General features: G+C 33.5%; 13 protein-coding genes and 1 pseudogene. 12 read left to right on the forward strand and 2 right to left on the reverse strand.

Annotation, left to right across the window (positions count from 1 at the left end; all coding sequences use genetic code 11):
- Window positions 1-3: 3 nt before the first annotated feature.
- Window positions 4-431: pseudogene (locus tag ACP5Q2_RS04675) on the reverse strand (DUF2318 domain-containing protein).
- Between the two features lie 120 nt (window positions 432-551).
- Between ACP5Q2_RS04675 and ACP5Q2_RS04680 the strand changes: the two are divergent.
- From ACP5Q2_RS04680 to mfd, 4 genes are read left to right on the forward strand one after another with little or no spacing between them, the layout of a single operon-like run.
- Window positions 552-1850, forward strand: coding sequence for a PhoH family protein (locus tag ACP5Q2_RS04680; protein WP_424604895.1), 1299 nt, complete (start codon window positions 552-554; stop codon window positions 1848-1850).
- Between the two features lie 7 nt (window positions 1851-1857).
- A complete protein-coding gene (gmhA, locus tag ACP5Q2_RS04685; RefSeq protein WP_424604894.1) occupies window positions 1858-2445 on the forward strand; it encodes a D-sedoheptulose 7-phosphate isomerase in 588 nt (195 codons plus the stop codon).
- Window positions 2446-2922, forward strand: coding sequence for a D-glycero-beta-D-manno-heptose 1-phosphate adenylyltransferase (rfaE2, locus tag ACP5Q2_RS04690; RefSeq protein ID WP_424604893.1), 477 nt, complete (start codon window positions 2446-2448; stop codon window positions 2920-2922).
- Window positions 2912-6205, forward strand: a complete 3294-nt coding sequence (mfd, locus tag ACP5Q2_RS04695; RefSeq protein ID WP_428097720.1) for a transcription-repair coupling factor — start codon at window positions 2912-2914, stop codon at window positions 6203-6205. The genes rfaE2 and mfd overlap by 11 nt, the downstream gene beginning before the upstream one ends.
- A 90-nt stretch (window positions 6206-6295) precedes the next feature.
- On the opposite strand, the gene ACP5Q2_RS04700 is transcribed toward mfd, so the two are convergent.
- The gene (locus tag ACP5Q2_RS04700) at window positions 6296-7018 is read right to left on the reverse strand and encodes a rhomboid family intramembrane serine protease (protein ID WP_424604891.1); all 723 of its coding nucleotides are present in this window, start codon (window positions 7016-7018) and stop codon (window positions 6296-6298) included.
- 495 nt (window positions 7019-7513) lie between these two features.
- Here ACP5Q2_RS04700 and ACP5Q2_RS04705 point away from each other — a divergent pair, with 495 nt between their 5' ends.
- The 8 genes from ACP5Q2_RS04705 to cas4 are packed head-to-tail and all read left to right on the forward strand — an operon-like array spanning window position 7514 to window position 15862.
- Window positions 7514-9217, forward strand: coding sequence for a TIGR02556 family CRISPR-associated protein (locus tag ACP5Q2_RS04705; protein WP_428097724.1), 1704 nt, complete (start codon window positions 7514-7516; stop codon window positions 9215-9217).
- 3 nt (window positions 9218-9220) lie between these two features.
- The gene (cas7b, locus tag ACP5Q2_RS04710; RefSeq protein WP_428097727.1) at window positions 9221-10204 is read left to right on the forward strand and encodes a type I-B CRISPR-associated protein Cas7/Csh2; all 984 of its coding nucleotides are present in this window, start codon (window positions 9221-9223) and stop codon (window positions 10202-10204) included.
- Between the two features lie 15 nt (window positions 10205-10219).
- On the forward strand, window positions 10220-10954 hold the full coding sequence (gene cas5b, locus ACP5Q2_RS04715) for a type I-B CRISPR-associated protein Cas5b (RefSeq protein WP_428097730.1): 735 nt from the start codon (window positions 10220-10222) through the stop codon (window positions 10952-10954).
- Window positions 10929-13268, forward strand: a complete 2340-nt coding sequence (gene cas3 / locus ACP5Q2_RS04720; protein ID WP_428097732.1) for a CRISPR-associated helicase Cas3' — start codon at window positions 10929-10931, stop codon at window positions 13266-13268. The genes cas5b and cas3 overlap by 26 nt, the downstream gene beginning before the upstream one ends.
- Before the next feature lie 10 nt (window positions 13269-13278).
- Window positions 13279-13944 (forward strand): CRISPR-associated endonuclease Cas6, encoded by a 666-nt coding sequence (locus tag ACP5Q2_RS04725; RefSeq protein WP_424604886.1) that lies wholly within the window; start codon window positions 13279-13281, stop codon window positions 13942-13944.
- A gap of 6 nt (window positions 13945-13950) precedes the next feature.
- Window positions 13951-14934: a CRISPR-associated endonuclease Cas1 gene (cas1, locus tag ACP5Q2_RS04730; RefSeq protein ID WP_428097735.1), complete on the forward strand. Its 984-nt coding sequence runs from the start codon at window positions 13951-13953 to the stop codon at window positions 14932-14934.
- Window positions 14927-15229, forward strand: coding sequence for a CRISPR-associated endonuclease Cas2 (cas2, locus tag ACP5Q2_RS04735; RefSeq protein ID WP_424604884.1), 303 nt, complete (start codon window positions 14927-14929; stop codon window positions 15227-15229). Before cas1 ends, cas2 begins: the two co-directional genes overlap by 8 nt.
- Before the next feature lie 3 nt (window positions 15230-15232).
- Window positions 15233-15862, forward strand: a complete 630-nt coding sequence (cas4, locus tag ACP5Q2_RS04740) for a CRISPR-associated protein Cas4 (protein ID WP_424604883.1) — start codon at window positions 15233-15235, stop codon at window positions 15860-15862.
- Window positions 15863-16254 lie beyond the last annotated feature (392 nt).

The raw sequence follows: 16254 nt of genomic DNA on the forward strand, positions 1-16254 counted from the left end.
CTCCTAAAAATAGTTATAATGGGATGCCAATTCACTTACTGAGATCTTTACATAATCTTTTTCTATGTGAAATTTTAATGGTGATGGATTGCAACCACCCCTAAATTCCCTATTCTGGTAATATGGAACTTCTGACCACAGTTGTTACAAATCATAAAATTGTTGGTTTGTGAGTAACCTTTTCTGGCGGGATAACAGACATCACAGGCATCAAAGGACGCTCTGATTTTACCATCATTTGTTTTTAATAGAAAAAATTTAATATTTTTACCTTTGTAATCATAACTGTAAAAAGTTGCTTTTTCATTTTTAATATCCCTGGTGGGGATCATAATAAATCCATTATTGTCATGGAGTTTTTTGTAATTATCACCAAAGAAGGTAAAGCCACTTGTGAGTGTTAAAATTAAAAATATAAGAATATTCCTCATGAATTGCCTCCTGAACTATTTTTATGATTAATATGCAAAAGGTTTGCCAGTTTCCAAAATAATCTTGCATAAGCTAAAAATAATGATATAATTCACATATCCTTTATAAACGGGGGTTATATGATTAATTATGTTTTAGATACAAATGTGATCCTTTACGATCCGAAAGCGATTAATGCATTTGAAGATGCCATAATAAATATACCTATCATGGTAATCGAAGAGATAGATAACTTCAAAAAGAATATGGATCAAACGGGTTATAACGCAAGGTTTTTTGCACGAGTTCTGGATGAGTTGAGAAAAGAGGGGGATTTGAAGACAGGTGTTATGCTGCCAAATGGTTCAAAGATAAGGGTAAATATCTGTAACCATACTATTAGTTCAAAAGTATCAAACGATCTCATAAGAGATAAAGCCGACAACCTCATAATATCAGTGGCAATCTGGCTCAAAGAGCATGAACCTTATGAAACAGTTTTTGTCACAAAAGATGCAAATCTCAGGATAAAAGCTGATGTATTTGGTATAAGGGCGATAGATTACACACAGGAGAAAACAGAGATAAAGGAGTTTTCTGAAGGGACAAGGGTGATTAATGTTGCTGATCATTTGATTGATAAAATCTACAAAGAGGGGATTATACCCAATCCGGGAATTGAGGGTACAATAAATGAATATCTAAGACTGGATTCGGAGGAAAGACCCGGTCACTCAGCACTTGTAAGATTTGATGAACAACTAAATCTAAAAAAAGTATTGGAATTTAAGGATGGGATATGGGGGATATTTGCCAGAAATACAGAGCAAAGATTTGCCTTTGACGCATTAATGGATGATAATATAAAGCTTGTGTCTCTTGCTGGTATTTCCGGAACTGGTAAAACTCTGCTGGCGGTGGCCGCAGGATTAAAAAAAGTTGTGGATGATCAGGTTTACAAAAAGTTACTCGTATCAAGGCCAATTTTCCCAATGGGGAAGGACCTTGGATATCTTCCCGGTGAATTGAAGGATAAGATAAACCCATGGATGCAACCGGTGTACGACAATCTAAATTTGCTGCTGGATCAGAGTGAAAATCCTTTGACTTATAGAGAGCTATTTGCTCAGAATATGGTGGAGATAGAAGCGCTCACCTACATAAGGGGGCGTAGCATACCACATCAATTTTTCATAGTGGATGAAGCCCAGAATCTAACCCCCCATGAGATAAAAACGATCTTAACCAGAGCTGGTGAAAATACCAAAATTGTATTAACCGGAGATCCCAACCAGATTGATAACCCTTACATAGATTTTTATTCGAATGGATTAAGCTATGTAATAGAGCGTTTTAAAAATGATCCTATAGCTGCCGCCATATATTTAACAAAAGGGGAAAGATCGTTGCTTGCATCAAAATCAGCAGAAAAACTGTGAGGTTTATATGGAAAGATATATTGAAGAGATAATCAATGACGTAAGAAGTGTCCAGAATAGGTTTTTTTCAGAAGCAGCACCATTACTACTTGAGATTTCAAGGGATATTGCGAATACCTTCTTATCGGGTGGGAAACTTTTGATATGTGGCAATGGCGGTTCCGCTGCAGATTCCCAGCATATGGCGGCGGAGTTTGTGAATAGATTTAAAATGGAGAGACCCCCATTACCGGCCATTGCCCTTACAACTGACACATCGATTATCACATCTATTGGGAACGATTACAGCTTTGAAGATATATTTTCCAAACAGGTGGAGGCCCTCGGTACGGAAAAGGATATTTTAATAGGTATCTCCACAAGTGGAAACTCACCGAATATTCTTAAGGCTCTTAGATCTGCATCAAAAATCGGTATGAAGGTTATCGGTTTTACAGGTAAAACAGGTGGCAAAATGGTTGGCCTTTGTGATAAGATTGTAAAAGTGGATACCGATGTTACCGCAAGAATTCAGGAGATACATATCATAAGTTTCCACATCATTTGCGGACTTGTGGATGAGATCCTCTTTGGGAAATTTTCCGAGGTGGAATAAATGGCTATTATCGATAGAAATGACGTAAAACCTTTTTTTTCAATTTTAAGAAAAGAACAGAAGATTGTCTTCACAAATGGTTGCTTTGATATCCTCCACATTGGACATATAAAATATTTAACTGAAGCCAAAAGACTCGGTGATATTCTCGTCGTTGGGGTAAATTCTGATGAATCGGTTAAAAGATTAAAAGGGGAAAAAAGACCTATTAATAACCTGTCCGAAAGGATGTATATGCTCGATGCATTAAAGTCGGTGGATTTTGTGACCTATTTTGAAGAGGATACCCCTTATAATCTCATAAAAGATATAATGCCCCATTTCCTTGTAAAAGGGGGGGACTGGAAGGTGGATCAGATCGTGGGATCTGACATAGTATTGAGTAATGGAGGAGATGTATTGTCCTTAAACTTTGAAGAAGGATTCGCCACAACAAACATTATCGAGGAGATTATAAAAAGATACTGTGATAATTAAAGAATACTCCGGCCTCTGGGGGGCTTCAAGATCCTACTTTCTTTCAAAGATTGTTGATAAAGATAAGCGATATCTGGTAATATGTGATGATTTTTTGTACGAAAGGTTATTAAATGAATTGAGCTTTTTTTTAACCAGAAATAAACTTTACCCTTTCCCTTCATACATGCATGAGCCTTTTGAAAAGTCAAGGATATTACCATCAATTGTTGGTGAAAGGATTACAACTTTACTTAATCTTATGGAAGATAAACCAGCCGTTGTACTTACAAACGTATATGCTCTTGCCAAAAAACTCCCCCCCAGAGAGACAATAATTTCTTCAATATGTTATATCAAAAAACATGGCAGATTCGATAGGGATGAATTGATATACTACCTCGATTATTTAGGTTATGTACATGTGGAGATTGTCACTGATCCGGGGGAATATTCTTTTAGGGGTAGCATAGTGGATTTTTACCCTGTGAATAATGATCTACCTATCCGGGTGGAGTTTTTTGATGACGAAATTGAAAATATATTTGAATACAATCTTGAGACACAAAAAAGGGTCAATGAATTAAAAGAGTTCCAGATCATTCCTGCAACAGAAGGGATCTACGATCTGGATGAATTCAGAAAGGCTTTAAAAAATACGCCGATGGAAGAGAAGGCTGAAATTTATGGGAAGTTTGCAGGTCACCACTGGTATGCACCGCTGATATATCAAAATATGTATCAGCTTTTCGATTTTTTAAATGACTTTGGGATAATCTACATAGGTGAGGGGATCGAGAAAGAGATCGATCTGTTTTATAACAGGTTGAGCGATTCTGTTGCCGAATATGAGATATCAGAAAGCCTTTCGCAGGCTAACTTCATCATGAAAAGTGATCTTTATAATTATCTTTCCGACAGGGGGATAATAGTTTTATCTGAGGTCATTTCTGAAAGATCTATCAAAAACCCGGATTATAAGAGTATTCAATTTTTGGTCCCTCCCACTAAAAATAGCTATCAGGCCCTCTCAAATATGGTTGAGATTTTTAAGAAAAATAGAGAAAATGGAATAGCTACGGTATTTTTCACAGAGAGCGAAAAATTTCAAAATATCACTAAGGATTTTTTTAGAGATTACGAAATCGATATCTATTACCCTCTTAATCTTTTTGAAATTAGCAAAGATAAATTAAATATCTATCCTTATACCATAACCGGAGGATTTTTAAATGAAAAGGATAAGCTTTTCCTATTAAAGGATGAAGAGGTATTCGGTTTTGTTAGAAAAGGGAGAAAAAAAGAGAAAAAAGAGGTTTTTCGCACAAATATAAGTGATCTGGAGCTGGGCGATTATGTGGTTCATATAGACTATGGTATAGGTATATTCAGGGGGCTTGAACACAAAACTATAGGTGGGATAGAGGGGGACTATATAGCCATTGAGTATGAAGGTGGAGAGCTACTCTTTGTATCCCTTGAAAATATCTCACATATTCAAAAGTATATTGGAAAGGGGGACGTGGCTGTAAAGCTAAACTCCCTGCAAAATACCAGATGGAAAAAATTAAAAGAGCAGGCACAGAAAAGTGCAAAAAAAGTTGCCATAGACCTGTTGAAATTATATGCCGAGAGGAAGGCAAAGACAGGTTTTTCATTCAAAGATGATGGGATATTTATGAAAATGATAGAGGATAGCTTTGAATACGATGAGACAGAAGATCAGATAAATGCCATCAGGGACGTTATTGCAGACATGGAAAGTGAAAAGGTGATGGACAGGCTAATTTGTGGAGATGTGGGGTTTGGTAAGACAGAAGTTGCAATAAGGGCTGCCTGTAAGTGTTGTGCATCCGGAAAACAGGTGGCATTACTTGCCCCAACGACAATTCTTGTAAAGCAGCATTTTGAAACGTTTAAAAGGAGATTTTCAAATCTTCCATTTAAGATAGAATATGTATCAAGATTTAAATCTAAGAAAGAGATAGATACAACTCTCCAAAGGGTCGCCAATGGTGAGATAGATATAATAATAGGTACCCACAGGTTGTTATCAAACGATGTAAGTTTTCACGATCTGGGGCTTCTCATAATAGATGAGGAGCAGAGGTTTGGGGTAGCCCATAAGGAGAAGATCAAAAATCTAAAAAGCAATATAGATGTGCTTACCTTGAGTGCCACTCCGATACCAAGGACTCTCCAGTTTTCTCTGACGGGAATAAGGGACATAAGCGTCATCGAAACACCTCCGGAGGAAAGATTACCAGTAATTACAAACATTATTAATAACGAAGAGGATGTGAAAAAAGCGATTATTCACGAATTGAAAAGGGGTGGACAGGTATACTATCTCTACAACGACCTTTCAAAAATTGAAGAAAAAGCATATTCAATAAAGTGTATGCTTCCGGAGGCCGAGGTGGCAATAGCTCATGGACAGATGGATCCTGAAAAGGTGGAGAAGACTCTCGATGCATTTTATGATGGGGAAATCGATCTTCTTGTGTGCTCTACAATTATTGAAAACGGCATAGATATACCAAATGTAAATACCATAATTATAGATGGGGCTGATAAATTTGGACTCTCACAGCTATATCAGTTGAAGGGTAGGGTGGGTAGATCAAGGGTGAGAGGGTATTGTTATCTTTATATCAGAAACTTCAATATTTTAAGTGCTATTGCTAAAAAAAGGCTCAAGATTATCCAGCAGATGTCTGAATTAGGCAGTGGATTTAAAATTGCATCCTACGATCTGCAATTGCGTGGGGCAGGGGAGCTTCTGGGTGCCGAACAGTCTGGGCATATTTCAAGTATAGGGTATGAACTTTATATTCAGATGATCAATGATGCTATTAAAGAGCTTCAAGGGGGTAAAGAAAACAGTTTTGAAACAGAGCTACAATCATCTATCCCCTATTTTATTCCTGCAGATTATATTTTGGAGCCATCCGAAAGGATGAGATGGTACAACAGGCTTGTAAAAATAGATGAAAAAAGCTTATCACAGTATTTAGACGAACTAACATCCAACTATGGTACCCCCCCCACACCTGTACTAAATCTATTAAAGACGATGCTCATTAAAGCTTTGGCAACTTCATTAGCAATCAAAAGGGTATCTATTATGAACAAACAGATAAAGTTTAGCTTTGATCAGAATACCCGAATACCCATCGAAAAGATATTAGAGATTTTTAGTGAGCTAAAGCTAAAAGGGAACTTTACAAAAGATAACTCATTAATAGTTCATACAGAAACACCACTTGATACTTGCGTAGAACTGTTAATTTTTCTTAAATAAAAGCTAAATTTCATAACAATCTATTTTTTAATAGCATGATAAATTCGATACAAAATAGAAAGGTAAGCTGATCAACTAAATAGTCGTTTGTTAATTAAAAAACCTCTGATATATCCTATTCGAATAAATATCTTTGTACCTCTTTTTTATAAAAATTCTATGAAATACAACTCCAAAAAGAAATCCACCGATGTGAGCCCACCACGCAATACCAGAGGCATTCTGGTTTGCCACCAACGAGAATGTACCGGAAATGATCTGTGTGTAAAACCAAAAGCCTAAATAGATGATAGCAGGGATTTCAATGAAAAAGGGTATTATGAAAATCGGTATAAGGGTAACGATCCTTGAATGGGGGAACATTATGAAATAAGCTCCCATGATACCAGCAATGGCACCGGATGCCCCCACAGCAGGGATTGTAGAATCGATATTAAATATGAAATGGGTGAAACTGGCTGCTAATCCTGATAACAGGTAAAACAACAGATATTTAAAATGCCCCAGTTTATCTTCCACATTATCCCCAAAGATAAAAAGTGTCCACATATTACTAATCAGATGAAACCAGCTACCATGTAGAAAGATATTTGTTAAAAAAGGCCAATAATTATCAGCATAAAAACCATAAAAAAATTTCCATTCAGTATTGGTAAAGCTTGCAGGCACAAGTCCAAAAAGATAGAATAATTCGTTCAAAAGATGAGGGGGCAGCGAAACCTCATAAAGGAATATTACTACATTCAAAGCAATAAGAGTGTAGTTTACAAAAGGGAAACTACTGCGTGGTATAATATCTCTAATCGGTAACATAATTTTAATTTAACAATTAAAAAAAATAAATCAAGTGGGTAAATTTTATTGTGAAGTTTTAAAAAAAAAGAGATTCCGATCTGGCAACTACCTTGAATATGAGATGATGTTTTTATTCCTATTTGGGGACAACCTCACATGGATATAAAAGGTTTTTGTTTTCCCTATATGCTTATTAATACGAAAAAATAGTTAATTTTTGGGATTTTTCTAATTATTAGTTTAGCTTTAAAAATATGTTGCATTTATAAAGAAATTATGTTACAATAATGCTAATAATTAAAGTTGAAATATGGGGGGTAGAAAAGAATCCTCTCTAAATAGTTAGTAAAAAGGGTGTTTATGTCTATAACTCTTTGTTATCAATGCTATATTTCAAAAATGGGGATTGATTTCCTTTGGCGGTAGCATGCGAAAATGGGTAAGTGAAAAAGGATAAAATTAAGAGAGTTAGAGAAAAGTGTTTTTAATATAATAATATTATAGAGGTAAAAAATGCTTACTGCTATTAAAGAAATTGGAGAAATTGTAACTGTTAAGGAAAAGAATATAGATGGAAAAGTTTTAACTATTATGCTTGATAATGAACAAACCTATTTGGGGATAGAAATAGAAGATTATGATTCTGAAAAAGTTAATAAATACCTATACAAAGAAGGAGCTTCAAAGGGGAATGCTTCATCTCCATTTTGTCCGATCACAGAACCCATCAGAAGTTTTAAAAAATTGGATGATTGGTTAAAAAAGTGTGTTGATATGTTTAGCAATGAAGAAGAAAGTAATAAGTATTTTATAAGTAAGATATATAAAATGATTCGAAAAAACGAAAGTGATATTAGGGAAGATCTTAGAAGTAAAATTAACGAAATCCCTAAGAAAACAAGTAAGTTTCTTACAATAAAGATAGATAGAAAATTTCTTGGAGAGTATGATATTTTTAGAAAATGTGTTGATTCTTTTGCTGAGGAAAAAAGAAAGAAATCTGCTAGCGTTGGCACCTGTTCTGTATGTGGCAAGTTTGATACAGAAGTAAGTGGTAAAACTGATGTTTTTAAATTTTATACAATTGATAAGCGTGGATTTATTACTGGTGGATTTAATGAGTCTCATGCATGGAAAAACTTTCCTGTCTGCATAGAATGTAATTCATTATTGGAGAATGGCAAGAAATTTATAGATACTAAATTAAATTTCAAGTTTGATGGTCTAAACTATTACCTTATACCCAGATTACTTATAGGCAGTAAAGATATACTAAAAGAAATCCTTGAAATTATGTCAGACACTAATAAAGTAATTAGTTTAAAAGAACGTATCAAAAAGAGGATTACTAGCGATGAAAATGAAATTTTAGAATATCTTTCTGAAATCAAAGATATCCTTACAATTAATTTTCTTTTTTTGAGAAGAGAACAAAGTGCTGAAAGGATTTTATTATTGATAGAAGATGTCTTACCTTCAAGGATTAAAAAAATTTTTGAAGCTAAAGATCGTGTTGATAATATTTTTATTGAGGAGTTTAATTTTGGTAGGATACGGATATTTTTCTCAAAATCCGATGAAGGGAAAAAAGAAAACGACCTGAACAAATACTTTCTCGAGATAGTTGACAGTGTTTTCAAAGGCAAGAGGCTTGAGTTTTCATTTATTGTGAAGTTTTATATGGCAGTTATTAGAAAAGAGTTTATAAAAGATAGATATTTTAGTTCAAGGGTAAAAGATGCCTTAATGAGTACAATATTTTTTGAAAATCTTGGTTTGATAACTTTTGAGGAGGTAAAAGATATGGAAGAAAGTATATTTAGCAGCATATTTGGCAGATATGGGAAATCCTTGAGCAGTTCTGTTAAACGAGGAATTTTTCTCATGGGATCGCTAACACAGTTACTCCTTAATAAGCAATGGAGTGAAAGGAATTCAAAGTCTTTTATGAAAAAACTGAAGGGATTAAAAATGGATGAAAAAGATATTAAGGCACTTTTATCAGAAGTACAAAATAAGCTTGAAGAGTATGATGCTTTTGATAAAGGGAAAAGAGCTATAGCTTCAGAGATCTCTAAATATTTTCTCGAAGCAGGAGAAGGATGGAAGATGTCGGTTGATGAAATAAATTTTTATTTTGCTTGTGGTATGAACCTTGCTTCTGATGTTGCAAGTATTGTTTATAAAAAAGAGAATATTATCGATAAGGAGGAATAAAAAATGTCAAAATTGATTAAAAACCGTTCAGAAATATTGTTTATCTATGATGTGACTGATGCAAATCCAAATGGTGATCCTGTGGACGAAAATAAGCCGAGGATAGACGAGGAGACAGGGGTAAATATTGTTACGGATGTAAGACTGAAAAGAACTATCAGAGATTATTTAATTAACTTTAAGGATAAGAGAGACGAAATATTTGTAAAAGAAATTATTAAGGATGACGGAACACAAATGTCTCGGGATGAAAGGATTGAGCTAGAAGATATTAAGAAATTAGAGGATAAAGAAAAACTTATGAGAAAATATATTGATTTAAGATTATTTGGGGCAACCATTGGTTTGAAAGGGAAGAAATCCAACAAGGAAGATGAAGAAAAAAAGCAAAAAGGCACTTCAATTACATGGACAGGCCCTGTGCAATTTAAATATGGAAGATCATTGCACAAGGTTACTCTAACCTTTATAAAAGGGACAACCGTTATACCTTCGAAAGAAGGACTGGCCCAGGGGACATTTACTGAAAGGTATATCCTCCCTTATTCACTTATAGCTTTTTATGGAATCGTTAATGAAAATGCTGCGCAGCAACAAGGCATTGAACTTACAGAAGAGGATATTTTGTTAATGCTCGAGGGGATTTGGAATGGTACTAAAAACTTGATATCTGGTTCAAAATTTGGTCAAATGCCAAGACTGCTTATGCAAGTAATTTACAAAGAAGGAAGCAACTTTTATATAGGAGAACTTGATAAAAGAATTTCCATACATTCAACAAAAAATAGTGATGAAGAGATTAGAAGTATTTCAGACTTAAAAGTTAATATTACGGATTTGATTAAGGCTTTAGATGCTCACAAAGATAAAGTTGAAAAAATAAGATTAAAGGTTGATGAGAGGCTCCTTTTTGTTAAAGATGAAAAAGATATTACAATTAGGGAGGCTTTGTCCAGTTTATTACCAGTTGAAGATCTTGTTTTTTAGTCAAAAGGGAATTGTATGAAAGTTTTAGTTTTTGACATTTGGGGAGATTATGGACATTTCCGTAAGTTTTACACCACTACATCACCTCTCACATTTTCATTCCCGCCGCCGCCGACAATTGCTGGGATACTCGGAGCTATCTATGGCACGGATAAAAATACAAACGAATATTTAGAAATATTTGGAACTAATAAGTGTATGATTGCATTAAGAATATTAAACCCGGTCAAGAAAGTAAGGATGGGGCTCAATCTTCTGGAAACAAGTGGAAAAAATTTTTACCGTCCAATGAGTGATAAGAATCATGCTCCCCTTATCCGTACACAGATAAGGACAGAGTTTCTTAAAGACCCTCGTTTTAGAATTTATGTTAGCCATAAGGATGACAAAGTTTTTGATAGGCTCTCTGAAATCATCGAATTACACCAGCCATATTATACAGTTTCACTCGGATTGAGTGAACTGCTGGCGGATTTCAAATATGTTGGGGTTTATCAAGCAGAGATAATAACCAGCAGCGAAGCGGCAGAATTATCTACTACTGTTTTAGTGGACAATCTTATCAAAGACGGTCTTGAGATTGAAACAGGCAAAAAATATTTTAAAGAAAAGATACCAATGGTAATGAACAAAGATAGGATTGTGGGAAAATATGATTATGTCGTTTTTGAGCCTGATGGGAAGAAGATAAAAGCAAGAGTAAAAACTTATTATAGAATTGAAAATGATGAAAATATTGCCTTCTTCTGAACTTTACTCTCATCCCAATAGATTATTGGAAGAACATCTTACCGGGACTGCTAAACTTGCTGAATTATTCTTATCTGAAAAGCCTCCAGAAGTAAAAAAACAACTTGTTGATATAAGTAAAATCATTGCTCTATCACATGACATCGGTAAGTCAACAAAATTCTTTCAAGATTATTTGAATGCTGAAGATAGAGAAAAAGAAAGACTTAAAACCCAGAAAAAAACAAAACATAGTCTTTTGTCTGCTGTGTGTGCATATTATCTTTCAAAACAAATAACAGATGATAAGCTTTTACCTTTTTTTGCTTTTGTCACTGTGAGAAGGCATCATTCAAATCTTATTGATCTATCTGATGAGGTAACATTGTATGGCGAGGAAGATACAGTAGAATTACACCATCAGGTGGAAAGTATAGATGACAAGAAATTTTCTATTCTGGCGGACATTCTTTTTAAGGCAGGTTTTCCTACACTTTTAAACAAAAAGATTATTGGAAGCTGGGTTGACAATTTAGGTGAAGAATTAAAACTCCTCAAAAAATGCATCAGAAAATTAGATAAAGAACCCATCAATTTCATAACTCTAAATTTACTATACTCCCTTCTCCTTGATGCTGACAAAAGCGATGTGGTATTAAAGGATATTTCACTATTTGAGCGAAAGGGGTCTATACCTGGGAATCTTGTAGATAGCTATAAGGAGCGAAACTCCTTTAAAGATTCTCCTATCAATTATCTAAGAGAAAAAGCTTATCAAGAGATTGCACATAACATTATAAATCTTGAAGAAAAGATTTTCTCCATAAATCTTCCTACTGGGCTGGGCAAAACTCTGACATCCCTGTCTTTTGCATTAAAACTACGAGAAAAGATAGGTTTAAATCATCGCATTATATATGCCCTTCCATTTTTGAGCATCATCGACCAAAACAGCCTCGTTTTTGAGTCTGTCTTAAAATCAAATGGCATTGAACCTTACAGTAATATACTTTTAAAACACCATCATCTTTCGGAGATTGTTTACAAAAAGGATAATAATGAAGAGGATAAAAATGAAATTGAATACGATGGAGCAAAAATTCTCATTGAAGGATGGAATGCCGAGATAATTATAACAACTTTTATTCAACTCTTTCATTCATTGATTTCAAACCAAAACAAATCCATCAGAAAATTTCATAGGCTATCAAATTCCATCATAATCCTTGACGAAATTCAGTTTATTCCTGTTAAATATTGGATGGTGCTGAAAAAATTGTTATTGAAAATTTCCGAGATGTTAAACACTTACATAATATTTGTGACAGCTACAGAACCATTGATTTTTGGGAAAGGGGAGATTAGAGGACTTGGGGATAGGGATTTTTACTTCAAAGCGTTGGATAGAATTGTAATGAAGCCTCTTTTGGATAGGGAGATGACAATAGATGAATTAGCACAGCTTTTTGAAATAAAAGATGGAAGAAGCTATCTTTTTATATTAAACACCATCACTTCTGCCAGAACTTTTTATAATCTGATTAAGGAAGCTGGAATCTCCACAACTTATCTGTCAACACATATAACACCCCGAGAGAGACTTGAAAGAATTGAAAGAATCAGGACTGGAAAGTATAAAGTAGCTGTCTCAACCCAACTTGTGGAGGCAGGAGTTGATATCGATTTTGATGTTGTTGTCCGTGATCTTGCTCCGTTAGATTCCATTAATCAGTCTGCAGGTAGATGTAACAGAAACGGTAAACAAAAGGGGGAAGTTTATATTGTCTCTTTAAAAGATGATCAGGGACGGCTTTATTCCTCTTATATTTACGATGTTGTACTTATAGATATAACAAAAAAAATATTGAATAGACAAAAAGAGATTAAGGAGAGTGATCTTTTGTCGTTGATCGACGAATATTATAGAGAGACAGAAGCAAAGAAATCTCAAGCCATTTCAAGTGAATTAGAAGATGCAATAACAAATCTCAGATATGACAGTAATAAAGAAGGAATATCAATTTCAGATTTTAAATTAATAGATAATGATTATTATAAAATAGATGTATTTATTGAGATAGATGATGTTGCGAAGACAATCTGGCAGCGCTATCTTGACTTAAAATATGTTAAGAACTTATTTGAAAGGAAAAAATTATTTGATTTATTAAAAGCCGATTTTTATCAGTATGTAATATCCATACCTGCGAATACTGAGAATAGGCCATCTCTAACTGAAGGATTCGGATATGTGAAACAGGATATCTTAGAAGAATATTATGATAAAGAAACTGGTTTCAAAATAAAAGATAATAGAACTATTGTCATATGGTAAAGTGAAAATTATGCAAATAAATAATCTTAGACTCTGGCTTATTACAGATTCCAGTTTAAATAGAGCTGATGCTGAGAAGATAAGAGGCTATTTGGGCAATTTTTTTTGGAATAATTCATATGCACATCAGCATAATTATGCTGGTGATTTAATCTATCGTTACCCACGTGTCCAATATAAAGTAATCAATGGTAAAAGCCTACTAATAGGATTCAATGAAGGCTCTGAGATTGTAGAAAAAACCTTTTATAACATTGAAACAATTAATTTAGGAAAAAGTTCAAAAGTAATTATAAATAAGGAGTTGGAAAGTTGTTATTATACTTTTGCTGTTATACCGAATCAGATTAAATACTCCTTCCTCACCCCTTGGCTTGCTTTAAATGAGAAGAATTATGAGAAATATATGATGTTGGGGGATTGGAGGCAAAGGAAAGAATTGTTGGAAAAGATACTTGTTGGCAATATAATTTCTGTCTCTAAAAGTCTTGGTTATACGGTAGATAAACCTATAGAAGCAGGAATCGAACGATTTAAAGAGGTAAGAACAACTCTAAAGGGCACATCAATGATCGGTTTTCTTGGGACATTCTTTGTAAATTTTGAAATCCCTGATTTTTGGGGCATTGGTAAATCAGTGTCTCGTGGATTTGGAACTATAAAAAAGATATATTGAACGGTTATGCAACTTGTTATAAATACTTATGGTGCTTTTATTCAGAAAAATGGTAACTGCTTTAGGGTAAAAATAGAAGATAAGGTTTTGGATATTTCTGCAAATAAAATTTCATCAATTCTTATCTCAACCTCCGCAACGATTACAACTGATGTTATAAAACATGCTCTTGAACATAACATTGATATTGTTTTCCTTGATGATTTTGGAGATCCCTACGGTAGAATATGGCATCCCAAATTAGGAAGCACAACATTAATAAGAAGGAAGCAGTTAGAAATATCTGAAAAAGAAGAGGGTTTAAGATTGGCGATAAGCTGGATAGAAAATAAATTTCAAAATCAGATAGAATTATTAAAGAAATTGAGAGAAACAAGACCGCAAAGATCTGCAGAGATAACATCTTATATTGAAAAGTTAAAAAATATACAGAATAAACTCAAAACATTATCTGGAACTATTGATGATTGCAGAAACTATCTATTATCAATTGAAGGTGAAGGAGGAAGAGTTTATTTTGAATATATAAGTAATCTAATGCCAGATAAATATAAGTTTGAAGGACGCAGTAGAAATCCTGCAAAAGATGCTTTTAATGCACTTTTAAATTATGCCTATGGAGTTTTATATTCAAAAGTTGAAAAAGCATGTATAATAGCAGGATTAGATCCCTATGTAGGTATTATTCACACAGATCACTATAATAAGAAGTCTTTTGTCTTTGATTTAATTGAAAATTATAGAATTTGGGCAGATTCTATAGTTATAAACATGATTGCTGGAAGAAAAGTTAAAGATGACTTTTTTGAAGCATCTGGGGAAGGTATAAAGCTGAATAAAGAAGGCAAATCAGAACTTATATCTGAGTTAAATAATTATCTTGATGAGAAAATTCGTTACAAAGGTAGAAATGTGAAAAGAGAGTATGTAATTCAGTTAGATTGCCATTCAATAGCAAATAGTTTAATAGAGGATAAAGAAAATGAATAAAGCGGATACTCTTGTATGGGTAATTTATGATGTCTCAGATGATAGCATAAGAAATAAAATTAGCAAAGCTTGTAAAAATAAGGGCTTGCAAAGGGTTCAAAAATCAGCATTTTTGGGTAAGTTGAATAGAAATCAGATAGACGAACTAAAAATATTTTGTGAGGACAGTATTAGTGAAGAAGATTCTGTTTATATTTTCCCTATGTGTGAAGATGATTTCAGAAAGGTTAAGTTGATAGGGCGAGGATTTGATAGAAAATTAATAAATGATGAATTAAAAGCATTGGTTGTTTAAATTATGGAAATAGGTTTCGAAATAAATTTAGAAAATATTGATGATGATTCAACACCAATGATAACTCCGTCTGAAGTAATTGAACACATTTTTTGTCCGAGATATACCTATTTTTTAAACTGTCTTGATATCGATCAAAACGAGCATTTGAGATATAAAGTTTTAAAAGGTAGGGAGATTCATGAAAGAAGGGAAAAAACGAATTTTGATTATTTGAGAAAAAGAATGAATTGTGTTAAAAAGGAGATAGCAGTGTATTTGGCATCGAAAAAATATAGGGTAAGGGGGGTGGTTGATGAAGTATTGTGGTTGGGTGATAGGACATTAGCACCGCTTGATTACAAATACACAGAATATTCGGACTTTACCTTTAAAACACATAAAATACAATCTGTAATATATGCATTGTTAATAAGAGATAATTACAGCGCCGAAGTAAATAGAGGTTATATCTGCTACGTTAGAAATGGCAACAAGTTGAAAGAGATAGTTTATTCTGAAAAAGATTTTTTTGAAGCGTTGTCATTGATCAATGAAATTTTTGAAATTATTAAAAAAGGTTATTTTCCCCCCAAGACTAAATACGATGCAAGATGTATTGATTGTTGTTATAGAAATATCTGTCCTAAGTAGGTAGTGTGGTGACTAAATTGAAAAAATTATTGGAAAATCTTGTTTTAAATCTATAAGTATCGAGTATGATTGACTAATTTTGGCTAATATAATATGATAAAATCTCTTTTTTTGTTTAAAATGCAGAGATTTTTTCTAAAAATAATGGGTTTAAACTTAGCAAATTGTTATTGACAAAGAAAATCTTTTATAATATGTTCTGTTTGATAGCAACTTCCAGAAAAATAAGGATTGAAACTGGAATTATACGATTTCGCTGTTTTTCTTTCTAAGGTTTGATAGCAACTTCCAGAAAAATAAGGATTGAAACACCATTCCACAACAAAGAGAAATAGAAAAGTTTTGTTTGATAGCAACTTCCAGAAAAATAAGGATTGAAACAAGTTTATACC

The organism is Calditerrivibrio sp., from assembly GCF_049968475.1.
GTDB classification, from domain to species: domain Bacteria; phylum Chrysiogenota; class Deferribacteres; order Deferribacterales; family Calditerrivibrionaceae; genus Calditerrivibrio; species Calditerrivibrio nitroreducens_A.

Bases quoted from the DNA above. Each gene is read 5' to 3' on its own strand.
- ACP5Q2_RS04680 (WP_424604895.1), top strand. From the start codon at position 552: ATGATTAATTATGTTTTAGATACAAATGTGATCCTTTACGATCCGAAA.
- gmhA (WP_424604894.1), top strand. From the start codon at position 1,858: ATGGAAAGATATATTGAAGAGATAATCAATGACGTAAGAAGTGTCCAG.
- rfaE2 (WP_424604893.1), top strand. From the start codon at position 2,446: ATGGCTATTATCGATAGAAATGACGTAAAACCTTTTTTTTCAATTTTA.
- ACP5Q2_RS04700 (WP_424604891.1), bottom strand. From the start codon at position 7,018: ATGTTACCGATTAGAGATATTATACCACGCAGTAGTTTCCCTTTTGTA.
- ACP5Q2_RS04705 (WP_428097724.1), top strand. From the start codon at position 7,514: ATGCTTACTGCTATTAAAGAAATTGGAGAAATTGTAACTGTTAAGGAA.
- cas7b (WP_428097727.1), top strand. From the start codon at position 9,221: ATGTCAAAATTGATTAAAAACCGTTCAGAAATATTGTTTATCTATGAT.
- cas5b (WP_428097730.1), top strand. From the start codon at position 10,220: ATGAAAGTTTTAGTTTTTGACATTTGGGGAGATTATGGACATTTCCGT.
- cas3 (WP_428097732.1), top strand. From the start codon at position 10,929: ATGATGAAAATATTGCCTTCTTCTGAACTTTACTCTCATCCCAATAGA.
- ACP5Q2_RS04725 (WP_424604886.1), top strand. From the start codon at position 13,279: ATGCAAATAAATAATCTTAGACTCTGGCTTATTACAGATTCCAGTTTA.
- cas1 (WP_428097735.1), top strand. From the start codon at position 13,951: ATGCAACTTGTTATAAATACTTATGGTGCTTTTATTCAGAAAAATGGT.
- cas2 (WP_424604884.1), top strand. From the start codon at position 14,927: ATGAATAAAGCGGATACTCTTGTATGGGTAATTTATGATGTCTCAGAT.
- cas4 (WP_424604883.1), top strand. From the start codon at position 15,233: ATGGAAATAGGTTTCGAAATAAATTTAGAAAATATTGATGATGATTCA.